The following is a 10,583-nucleotide window of genomic DNA, read 5'->3' on the forward strand; positions in this document are numbered from 1 at the left end:
GGCCCCCCCCGGGGCGGCGCCGCGCGGCGGCGCGGCGCGGCCCCCCCCTGGCCCCACCCCCCCCCCGCCGGCGGGGGGGCGGAGGCCGCTGTCGCCGCCGACCCGCCGGAGGCCGTGCAGGCGGCCCCGGCCGCCGGCACGGTCACCCGGGGCCCGGGGGAAGAGCAGCTCTCCCTTCGCCCCGCCTCCCCGCAGACCGGGCGGCCCCGTGTCCCCTGACACCTGGAAGACCGCCGGGCTCGCCGCGCTCGTCGCGGCCTGCGTCATCGTCGCCACCTTCCTGGTCACGGCCGCCAGGGCCGAGCGCAAGCACGCTCCCCGGGGCCGCCGGCCCCGCCTGGCCCTGTCGGTGCCGGTCGTCGTGGCGGCCGTACTCGGCTTCGGCCTCGGCGCGCTGGCGACCGGGCGCACCGTCCACGTCGGCCTGGACGAGATCAAGACGCTGCTGATCCCCCTGACCACCGGCCAAGCGGCGGACGCCCTGCTGCGCACGCGCATGCCGCGGGAATCCTCCCGCGCGTGGGCGGGCGGCTACGCCGCCGCGGTGTGCGCCCTCGCCGTCGGCACGCTCGTCTCCGGGGCCACGACGTACCTCGGAGCCTGACGGCTCAGTGACGCGCACAACACCCCGGCCGGGGGCCGACGGCGGGGGCCACTCATTCCGCAGGCCGGAGCGCCATGACGGCACCCGTTTCCAAGGATCCGCGCCACCCACACCCCCGCTTCACGCGAAACGGTACATATCGCGCGTGGTGCCCCGCGTCCAAATGACTCGGCGCGCCCGCACCGGGCGCCGTAAGCTCCCGTCATGCAGGTGATCCAGTCAACGAAACTCGCCAATGTCTGCTACGAGATCCGCGGGCCCGTGCTCGAAGAGGCCATGCGGCTCGAAGCGGCAGGTCATCGCATCCTCAAGCTCAACACCGGCAACCCCGCGGCCTTCGGCTTCGACTGCCCGCCGGAGATCCTTGAGGACATGCTCCGCAACCTGGGCAACGCCCACGGCTACGGGGACGCGAAGGGGCTGCTGTCCGCGCGCCGCGCGGTGATGCAGCACTACCAGACCAAGGGCATCGACCTGGACGTCGAGGACATCTACCTCGGCAACGGGGTCTCCGAGCTGATCCAGATGTCCATGCAGGCGCTGCTCGACGACGGCGACGAGGTGCTCGTCCCGGCGCCGGACTACCCGCTGTGGACGGCCTCCGTCAGCCTGGCCGGCGGCACCGCCGTGCACTACCGCTGCGACGAGCAGTCGGACTGGATGCCGGACCTCGCCGACATCGAGCGCAAGGTGACCGACCGCACCCGCGCGATCGTGATCATCAACCCGAACAACCCGACCGGCGCCGTCTACGACGACGAGATGCTGCGCGGGCTGACGGACATCGCCCGCCGCCACAACCTGATCGTGTGCTCGGACGAGATCTACGACCGGATCCTCTACGACGGCACCACGCACACGAACACCGCCGCGATCGCCCCGGACCTCCTGACCCTCACCTTCAACGGGCTCTCCAAGAACTACCGCGTCGCCGGCTTCCGGGCCGGCTGGATGGCGGTCTGCGGGCCCAAGAAGAACGCGTCCTCGTACATCGAGGGCCTGACGATCCTGGCGAACATGCGGCTCTGCGCCAACATGCCCTCGCAGCACGCCATCGCGACGGCCCTCGGTGGCCGGCAGTCGATCGTCGACCTGGTCCTGCCGGGCGGCCGGCTGCTGGAGCAGCGCGACACGGCGTACGACCTGCTCACACGGATCCCCGGCATCACCTGCGTGAAGCCCAAGGGCGCCCTGTACCTCTTCCCGAAGCTGGACCCGTCCGTCTACAAGATCAAGGACGACCGGCAGATGGTCCTCGACCTGCTGCGCGAGGAGAAGATCATGGTCGTCCACGGCACGGGCTTCAACTGGCCCGAGCCGGACCACTTCCGGATCGTGACCCTGCCCAACGCCAAGGACCTCGGCGACGCCGTGACCCGGATCGGGAACTTCCTCGAGGGCTACGGCCAGCCATAGGGAACCTCGAGCCGGACACACAGAACAGGATTGAGCTCAACTTTAGAACGAATCCAATGTAGGATGGTCTCCTGACCCCGCAGGAGGCCCTCTCATGTACGAGCCGATCCGGACCAAGCCGGTCGATCCCCGCATGGACGGCCGCCGCAGCGACTACCCGCGCAGCAGCCGCTCCGAGGCGCTGGACATCCAGCTCGGCGGCCACCTCGCCGCCCTGCTCGCCGTCACCGACGAGCTCGGCCTCGAAGCGGCCGCCGCCGGCATCGCCGCCCAGGTGGCCCGGCTGCGCGGAGCGCAGCCGACCCGCGCGCCCCGTACCCCCGGCCCCGCGGCCGAGGCCGCCCGGGCCCTGCACCGGCAGGCCCACGACCTCGCCGCCCGGGCGCTGCTCGTCGCCGCGTCCCGCGCCGACACGACCGTCGCCATCCTCGCCGCCGAGCGCATGAACGCCCACAGCGCCGCGCTCGAGCTCGTCGGCGCCCACTGACGGCCCCGGTCCGGGGCCGCCGAGGCTCCGGACCGGGCGCCCTTGCCCCGCGCGGCCCCGCTACGGCGCCGAAGCCGCCGCCGGGGCGAACTCCGCGGCCGCGACACCGCACCACGGCACCTGGGCCGGCGGCCACACCGGGCCCACCGCCTCACCGTGCTCGGTGGCCCCGGGCAGCACCCCCGGGACCTTGACCAGCGCCTGGGCGCCGCGGTCGCCGGGCTCCGGATCCGCCTTCGCCCGGAACTCCACGGTCACCACGTAGGCGCCCCCGCCCGGGTAGCGGTTCACCGCCTCCACCGAGGCCGTCACCCGCCGGCTCGCCGGATCGATGCGGCAGTCCGTGATCCGTACGTCCTCCCCCGCCGCGGACGCCGGGCGCGGCGCCGGGGCGTCCCCCGCCCACACGTACAGCCCCAGCGGGGCGAACACCAGCAGCCCTGCCACGCACACCAGGGAGACCAGCCAGCCCTGCCACTTCAACGCGCTCACGCCCATGGCACGATCCTCCCGGCCGCCCGCCCCGCCCACCAGCACCCACGGGCCCACACAGCATTTCGAAGTGGGACCGCCTGGTCACTCCCCGTTCACCCGACCCAACGCGGAATGTGGGTTTCCGCGAGCACGCTGCACCCGTGAGACGCATCCTAGGAATCGCCCTGGCGGTCCTCCTGATCGGCGGCGTGGCAGCCGTCATCGCGCTCGGAGGCAAGAAGCCGGAAGGCACGGCAACGAAGACCGTGCATGGCGTCATCGGTTCGGAGAAGTCCGAGTTCTTCCGCGACCCCGACGTCGTCAAGGCCCTGAAGGACAAGGGCTACACCGTGAAGACGGAGACCTCGGGCTCCTGGGCGATGGACCAGCTCGCCCTCAAGGAGTTCGACTTCGCCTTCCCCAGCAGCAGCGAACCCGCCAACGAGATCGAGACGGCGGCCGGACTGAAGGGCGCCCAGACCACCAAGCCCTTCTTCTCCCCGCTCGTCGTCATCGCCCGCGCCAACGCGGCCCAGGTCCTCACCGGCCACGGGCTCGCGAAGATGACCGGCAAGAACACCGGCACGCTCCTCCTCGGCCCCTACCTGAAGGCCGTGGACGGACAGAAGAGCTGGCAGGAACTCCAGGGCGGCACCAGCGCCTACACCGAGCTGAACGGCACGGTGTTCATCCGGACCACCGATCCGGCCACCTCCAACTCGGGCGCGCTCTTCCTCGCCACGACCTCGAACGTCGCCAACGACTCCACCGTCGTCTCCGACGACGCGGGGATCGAGCGCACCGCGCCCCTGATGCGCAAGCTGATCTCCGTCCAGGGCGCCATGCCGCAGTCCACCGACGACCCCTTCCGGGCCTTCCTCAGCGGCAGCGGCGAACCGCTCATCCTCGCCTACGAGTCCCAGGTGGCCAGCCTGCTCCTGCAGAAGCAGGCACCGGGCGACATGGTGGTCCTCTACCCGGACACCACCGTCAACTCCCCGCACACCTACGTGCCGATCAGCGAGAACGCCAAGGGCCTCGGCACCCTGCTGGTCTCCGACCCGACCCTGCGCGCGCTGGAGATCCGCCACGGGTTCCGGCCCCAGGAAGGGCTGGCGGAGTTCACCGCCGCGACCGCGCCCTACACCGCCCACCTCAACCCGGGGCTGACCGGCATCCGCCAGGTCGGCGCCCCGACCGTCAAGAACCTGATGGCGCTGGCCGCGCGCGCCAAGGGCTAGGGGGACACAGACCATGACACTGACACCGCCCGAAGAGGGCCCGCTCGTCCTCACCGCTCCCGACCCCGTCGCCCCCGTCCAGCGGGAGCAGGCCTCCGGCCTCGTACCGCTCCAGGACGGGGTGCGCGAGGAGATGGCCCGGCGGGCCGGGGAGTACGTCGGCTCGCTGGCCGGCATCGACAGCCGCTCCCCCGAGTTCGCGCACCGCATCGGGGAGATCGCGGGCCTCGGCTCCGCCGACATCCGCAGCGCCGCCCAGCAGTCCAACCGGATGCTGGACCGGGCCGTACGCTCCCTCGGCGCCGACGGCGGCGACGCCCAGGCCCGTGTGGCGAACTCGCTGGTCGAACTGCGGCGCACCGTGAGCGACCTGGACCCGGGCGACTCCCCGGCCAAGGGGATCGGCAGGCTCATCGCGAAGCTGCCCGGCGGGAACAGGCTCCGCGACCACGTGGCCAAGTACGCCTCCTCCCAGGCGACCCTCCACCGGATCGTCAGCGCCCTGCGCGGCGGCCAGGACGAGCTGCGCCGCGACAACGCGGCCCTGCACACCGAGCGGGCCCGGCTGTGGGAGACCATGGGCAAGCTCCAGGAGTACGCGGTGCTCACCGAGGCCCTGGACGCGGCCGTGGAGGAGCGGATCGCGGCCCGGCCCGATCCCGGGCAGGCCGACGCGCTGCGCGTGGACGTGCTGTTCCCGGTCCGCCGGAAGCACCAGGACCTGCTGACCCAGCTGGCCGTCTGCGCGCAGGGCTACCTGGCGATGGACGTGGTCCGGCGCAACAACGACGAGCTGATCAAGGGCGTCGAGCGGGCCGCGACCACCACGGTGTCCGCGCTGCGGATCGCGGTGATGCTGGCTTCGGCGCTCGACAGCCAGAAGAAGGTGACCGAGCAGGTCAACACCCTGCGCGACACCACCGAGAGCCTCATCCGGGGCAACGCGGAGATGCTGTCCACGCAGAGCGGGGAGATCCAGCGGATCGCCGCGGATCCGGCGGTGGGCGCCGAAACCCTGCGGACGGCCTTCGCGCAGATCTACAAGACCCTCGACGCCATCGACACCTTCAAGGTGCAGGCGACGGAGAACATGGCGGCCACCGTGGAGTCCCTGACCGGCGAGCTCCAGACCGCCTCGGCCTACCTGGCGCGCACCCGCACCGCGAACGCCCTGGAAGGCGGGGCCCGATGACCGCCGCCGGCGTCCGCGGCGCCGTGGTGCGCAGAAGGCTCGCCGCCGCGGTGGCGCTGGCCGCGACCCTGCTCGGGACGGCCGCCTGCACCTCCGACGGCCACCCGGACGGTCCCGGCACGCCGAAGCGGTCGGTGTACCAGGAGGGCAGGCTGCGGGTGCTGGCCTCCAGCGAGCTCTCCGACATGGACGAGGTGCTGAAGGCGGCGAAGGCCGCCACCGGGGTGAGCGTGGAGCTGACCATGTCCGGCACCTTGGACGCGGTCGAGCAGATCGCCTCGGGCAAGGCGGACGGGGCGTACGACGCGGTCTGGCTCTCCTCCAACGACTACCTGCGGCTGCGGCCGGAGGCGGCGGGCAAGCTGTCGAGCGAGACCCCGGTGATGTCCTCGCCGGTCGCCATCGGCGTGAAGCCGCAGGCGCTGGCCCGGCTCGGGTGGAAGCCCGAGGAGGTCACCTGGTCGGCCGTCCATCAGGCGGTGGCCGCGGGGAAGCTGACGTACGGGATGACCGACCCGGTGCGCTCCAACTCCGGTTTCTCCGCGCTGGTCTCGGTCGCCTCGGGGCTGTCGGGGGCCCAGGCGGCGCTGACCGACGCGGACGTGGCGACGGCGCAGCCGAAGCTGAAGGAGTTCTTCACCGGGCAGAAGCTGACGTCGGGTTCCTCGGGCTGGCTGGCGACGGCGTACGCGAAGCGCGGGGACGTGGACGCGCTGGTGAACTACGAGTCGGTGCTGCTGTCCATGAACCGGGACGCGAAGACGGACCTGACGGTGATCCGGCCGGTCGACGGCGTGGTCACCGCCCACTACCCGCTGACCCTGCTGACCTCGGCCCCGGCCGGGGCCCGCGCGTCGGGCCGGGCGCTGACCGACTACCTGAGCGGAGCCGAGGCCCAGAAGGCGATCACCGAGAAGACCTTCCGCCGGCCGGTGGCGGCCGGGGTGACGCCGGGGGCCGGGCTGAACGCGGACAAGCGGCGCGAGCTGCCCTTCCCCGGCACCCGGTCGGTGGCGGACGGCCTGCTGGCCTCCTACGAGAACGAGCTGCGCCGGCCCTCGCGCACGGTGTACGTGCTGGACACCTCGGGCTCGATGGAGGAGGACAACCGCATCGGGCGGCTCAAGAGCGCGCTCACCGACCTGACGGGTACGGGGACTTCGGGGACCGGACAGCGTTTCCGGGACCGCGAGGAGGTGACGCTCCTGCCCTTCGGCGACAAGGTGAAGAAGGTGCTGACCCACGTGGTGGAACCGGGCAATCCGGGCCCTGCCCTGGAGGCGATCCGCGGTGACGTGAAGTCGCTCCAGCCCGACGGGGGCACGGCCGTGTACGGCAGCCTGAAGGCGGCGTACCAGCACCTCGGGCGGGGCGACGCGGACGCCTTCACCTCGATCGTGCTGATGACGGACGGGGAGAGCGGCGACCGGGTGAAGGACTTCGACACCTTCTACGCGGGGCTGCCGGAGGCGCAGAAGCACACGCCGGTCTTCGCGGTGCTCTTCGGGGACTCGGACCGCAAGGAGCTCGCCCACATCACCGAACTGACCGGCGGACGGCTCTTCGACGCCACCGACGGCCACGGTTCGCTGGACGGCGCCTTCGAGGAGATCCGTGGCTACCAGTAGAGCGGGCGGGCGGGCCCTGGGCTTCCTGGAGTCGAGGAAGAACCTGGCGGGCAGCGCCTGCGGGCTGGCCGGCGTGGGCCTGACCCTGACCGGGGTGGCCGGCACGTACTGGCCCGTGGTGGTCGCCGGGCTGTACGCGGCGGGGGCGCTCATCGCCCCGCCCGAGCGGGTGGCGCCGCCGGTGCCGCCGGAGCCGGAGGAGGAGCTGAGCTTCGTACGGCAGGACTTCGCGCGGCTGCGGGAGTACGTGGCCGAGGTGGACCTGCCCGCGGAGCCGGCCGGGGTGCTGGCCGGGCTGCTGGAGCTCTACGCGGCGATGCTGGAGCCGGGCTGGGTCGCGGGCGTGCTGGCCACGGATCCGGAGGCGGTGCACGCGCTGACGCGGGCGATCCGCACGGACGTGCCCGAGTGCGTGGACACCTACCACCGGACCCGGTGGTGGACGCGGCTGACTCCGGGCGGCGAATCGCCGGAGCGCCACCTGGAGCGGCAGCTGGAGCTGCTGCGCGAGGAGGCGGAACGCGTGACGGCGGACCTCCGTGAAACGGAGGCCCGCCGTCAGCAGACGCATACGGCCTATCTGGAAGGCCGTAGGGAACCCTAGGTCGGGGAATCCCGCGTCAGCCTGTGGCCGGGGACAGCCGGCCGCAGGAGTTCGGATGTGCCCGGATCGGATCGGTCCGGGCGGAGGGCTCAGCCCAGGCGCTCGACCAGCGCGTGGTACTGGTCCCACAGCTCCTTGGGAGTGTGGTCGCCGTAGGTGTTCAGGTGCTCCGGGACCAGCGAGGCCTCGTCGCGCCAGACCTCCTTGTCGACCGTGAGCAGGAACTCCAGGTCGGCGGCGGGCAGGTCCAGGCCGTCGGTGTCCAGGGACGCGACGGTCGGGAGGATGCCGATGGGGGTCTCGACTCCCTCGGCGGAGCCGTCGAGGCGCTCGACGATCCACTTCAGGACACGGCTGTTCTCGCCGAAGCCCGGCCACACGAACTTGCCCGCGTCGTTCTTGCGGAACCAGTTCACGTAGTAGATCTTCGGGAGCTTGGACTGGTCCTTGTCCTTGGCCACGTCGACCCAGTGGCCCATGTAGTCGCCCATGTTGTAGCCGCAGAACGGCAGCATGGCGAAGGGGTCGCGGCGCAGCTCGCCGACCTTGCCCTCGGCGGCGGCGGTCTTCTCGGACGCGATGTTCGAGCCGATGAAGACGCCGTGGTTCCAGTCGAAGGACTCGGTGACCAGCGGCACGGCGGAAGCCCGGCGGCCGCCGAAGAGGATCGCGGAGATCGGGACGCCCTTGGGGTCCTCCCACTCGGAGGCGATCGTCGGGCACTGGGAGGCCGGGACGGCGAAGCGGGCGTTGGGGTGGGCCGCCGGGGTCTCGGACTCCGGGGTCCAGGCGTTGCCCTTCCAGTCGATCAGGCGGGCGGGCGCCTCTTCGGTCATGCCCTCCCACCAGACGTCGGAGCCGTCCGGGGTGAGCGCGACGTTGGTGAAGACGGTGTTGGCGTACATCGTCTTCATGGCGTTGGCGTTGGTGTGCTCGCCGGTGCCGGGCGCGACGCCGAAGAAGCCGGCCTCGGGGTTGATCGCGTACAGGCGACCGTCCTCGCCGAAGCGCATCCAGGCGATGTCGTCGCCGACCGTCTCGACCGTCCAGCCGGGGACCGTGGGCTCCAGCATGGCCAGGTTCGTCTTGCCGCAGGCGCTCGGGAACGCGGCGGCGATGTACTTGGCCTCGCCCTGCGGCGGGGTGAGCTTGAGGATCAGCATGTGCTCGGCGAGCCAGCCCTCGTCGCGGGCCATGACGGACGCGATGCGCAGGGCGTAGCACTTCTTGCCGAGCAGGGCGTTGCCGCCGTAGCCCGATCCGTAGGACCAGATCTCGCGGGTCTCCGGGAAGTGCGAGATGTACTTGGTGGTGTTGCAGGGCCAGGGCACGTCGGCCTCGCCCTCGGCGAGCGGAGCGCCGAGGGTGTGGACGGCCTTGACGAAGAACCCGTCGGTGCCGAGCTCGTCGAGGACGGCCTTGCCCATGCGGGTCATGGTGCGCATGGCGACCGCGACGTAGGCGGAGTCGGTGATCTCGACGCCGATCGCGGAGAGCTCGGAGCCGAGGGGGCCCATGCAGAAGGGCACGACGTACATCGTGCGGCCCTTCATGGAGCCGCGGAAGATCCCGCCCTCCTCGCCCTTGCCGGCGAAGCCCTCCTCACCGGCGAAAAGGGCCTTCATCTCGGAAGGGGCCTTCCAGTGGTTGGTCGGGCCCGCGTCCTCCTCCTTCTCGGAGCAGATGAAGGTCCGGTCCTCGACGCGCGCGACGTCGGAGGGGTCGGAGGCCGCGTAGTACGAGTTCGGGCGCTTGGCCGGGTCCAGCTTCTTGAAGGTGCCCTTGGAGACGAGCTCCTCGCAGAGGGCCTCGTACTCGGCCTCGGAACCGTCACACCAGACGATGCGGTCCGGCTGAGTGAGGGCTGCGATGTCACCGACCCAGGAGATGAGCTCCTGATGGCTGGTGGGGACGTCGGAAGTGGTGCCAGCCGCGATGTCGCGCGCCACGATCGCTCCTTGTTGAGGGGTTTGAAAGGTGTTTGCCCCGTGGGGGCCGCGACCCGGACGCTTCGCGCTCCGCTCATCCGGTGTCGACTGCACTCATCTGATCATCCGGTGCGTGTGCGCATATGTCCAGAGGGCTTCTCACGTGAGCATCGCCACTCCGGTCAATCTTCCGTAAAGCGCACTAACGGAAACCTACGCAACCGTAGGTAGCATGTCCGCCATGACTTCTGACGCCGCTGCCGCGGCCGCTCCGGTGGTCGAACCGGCAGATCCGGAGGCCAAACCGCTCATGCGCGGCTGGCTGCACACCGGCATGTTCCCCGCCGTGGTGATCGCCGGCCTCGTCCTCCTGGCCTTCACCGACTCCACCCGGGCCCGCGTGGCGTGCGGGGTGTACATCCTCACCGCCTGCCTCCTCTTCGGCGTCAGCGCCGTCTACCACCGCGGCACGTGGGGCCCGCGCGGCGAAGCCGTCCTGCGGCGGCTCGACCACGCGAACATCTTCCTGATCATCGCGGGCACCTACACCCCGCTGACCGTGCTGCTCCTGCCGCCGTCCAGCGGGCGGACCCTGCTGTGGGCGGTCTGGATCGCGGCCGCGGCCGGGATCGCCTTCCGCGTCTTCTGGGTCGGCGCCCCGCGCTGGCTGTACACGCCCTGCTACATCGCCATGGGCTGGGCCGCGGTCTTCTTCCTCCCCGACTTCATGCGGACCGGCGGGATCGCCGTCCTGGTGCTCGTCATCGTCGGCGGCCTCCTCTACAGCGTCGGCGGCGTCATCTACGGCATGAAGCGCCCGAACCCCTCGCCGCGCTTCTTCGGCTTCCACGAGGTCTTCCACTCGCTGACGCTCGCCGCGTTCGTGGCGCACTACGTCGGCATCTCGATCGCCGCGTACCAGCACTAGCGGCACGGGTGCCGTGGGCCCGGGGCGCCGCCCGGGCCCCCGCCGCCCACGCCCCCCCGGGGCTCTCCACTAGCCGGGAGA

10 protein-coding genes are annotated in these 10,583 nt (G+C 71.5%); 8 read left to right on the plus strand and 2 right to left on the minus strand.

Annotation, left to right across the window (positions count from 1 at the left end; all coding sequences use genetic code 11):
• The first annotated feature begins 208 nt into the window (after positions 1–208).
• The 3 genes from ACWF9Z_RS05010 to ACWF9Z_RS05020 all read left to right on the plus strand — a co-directional run bounded on the left by ACWF9Z_RS05010 (position 209) and on the right by ACWF9Z_RS05020 (position 2,507).
• Positions 209–604 (plus strand): hypothetical protein, encoded by a 396-nt coding sequence (locus ACWF9Z_RS05010; protein WP_453597549.1) that lies wholly within the window; start codon positions 209–211, stop codon positions 602–604.
• 204 nt (positions 605–808) lie between these two features.
• Positions 809–2,020, plus strand: coding sequence for a pyridoxal phosphate-dependent aminotransferase (locus tag ACWF9Z_RS05015; protein ID WP_356655114.1), 1,212 nt, complete (start codon positions 809–811; stop codon positions 2,018–2,020).
• A 94-nt stretch (positions 2,021–2,114) separates the two neighbouring features.
• Positions 2,115–2,507, plus strand: a complete 393-nt coding sequence (locus ACWF9Z_RS05020) for an SCO4983 family protein (RefSeq protein ID WP_453597551.1) — start codon at positions 2,115–2,117, stop codon at positions 2,505–2,507.
• A 60-nt stretch (positions 2,508–2,567) separates the two neighbouring features.
• On the opposite strand, the gene ACWF9Z_RS05025 is transcribed toward ACWF9Z_RS05020, so the two are convergent.
• Positions 2,568–2,999, minus strand: a complete 432-nt coding sequence (locus ACWF9Z_RS05025; protein WP_453597553.1) for a hypothetical protein — start codon at positions 2,997–2,999, stop codon at positions 2,568–2,570.
• Between the two features lie 143 nt (positions 3,000–3,142).
• On the opposite strand from ACWF9Z_RS05025, the gene ACWF9Z_RS05030 reads away from it, so the two are divergent.
• From ACWF9Z_RS05030 to ACWF9Z_RS05045, 4 genes are read left to right on the plus strand one after another with little or no spacing between them, the layout of a single operon-like run.
• Positions 3,143–4,222 (plus strand): hypothetical protein, encoded by a 1,080-nt coding sequence (locus tag ACWF9Z_RS05030; protein WP_453597555.1) that lies wholly within the window; start codon positions 3,143–3,145, stop codon positions 4,220–4,222.
• 13 nt (positions 4,223–4,235) lie between these two features.
• The gene (locus ACWF9Z_RS05035; RefSeq protein WP_453597557.1) at positions 4,236–5,414 is read left to right on the plus strand and encodes a toxic anion resistance protein; all 1,179 of its coding nucleotides are present in this window, start codon (positions 4,236–4,238) and stop codon (positions 5,412–5,414) included.
• Positions 5,411–7,042: a substrate-binding and vWA domain-containing protein gene (locus tag ACWF9Z_RS05040; RefSeq protein WP_453597559.1), complete on the plus strand. Its 1,632-nt coding sequence runs from the start codon at positions 5,411–5,413 to the stop codon at positions 7,040–7,042. Before ACWF9Z_RS05035 ends, ACWF9Z_RS05040 begins: the two co-directional genes overlap by 4 nt.
• Positions 7,029–7,646 carry a hypothetical protein gene (locus ACWF9Z_RS05045; protein WP_453597561.1) on the plus strand — a complete coding sequence of 206 codons (618 nt, stop codon included), beginning with the start codon at positions 7,029–7,031 and terminating at the stop codon, positions 7,644–7,646. The genes ACWF9Z_RS05040 and ACWF9Z_RS05045 overlap by 14 nt, the downstream gene beginning before the upstream one ends.
• 89 nt (positions 7,647–7,735) lie before the next feature.
• On the opposite strand, the gene ACWF9Z_RS05050 is transcribed toward ACWF9Z_RS05045, so the two are convergent.
• Positions 7,736–9,595, minus strand: a complete 1,860-nt coding sequence (locus ACWF9Z_RS05050; RefSeq protein WP_453597563.1) for a phosphoenolpyruvate carboxykinase (GTP) — start codon at positions 9,593–9,595, stop codon at positions 7,736–7,738.
• Positions 9,596–9,815: 220 nt separating this feature from the next.
• On the opposite strand from ACWF9Z_RS05050, the gene trhA reads away from it, so the two are divergent.
• Complete coding sequence (gene trhA / locus ACWF9Z_RS05055) at positions 9,816–10,502, plus strand: PAQR family membrane homeostasis protein TrhA (RefSeq protein ID WP_453597565.1); 687 nt, start codon at positions 9,816–9,818, stop codon at positions 10,500–10,502.
• Positions 10,503–10,583: the final 81 nt, after the last annotated feature.

It is taken from the genome of Streptomyces sp. NPDC054961, from assembly GCF_053609145.1.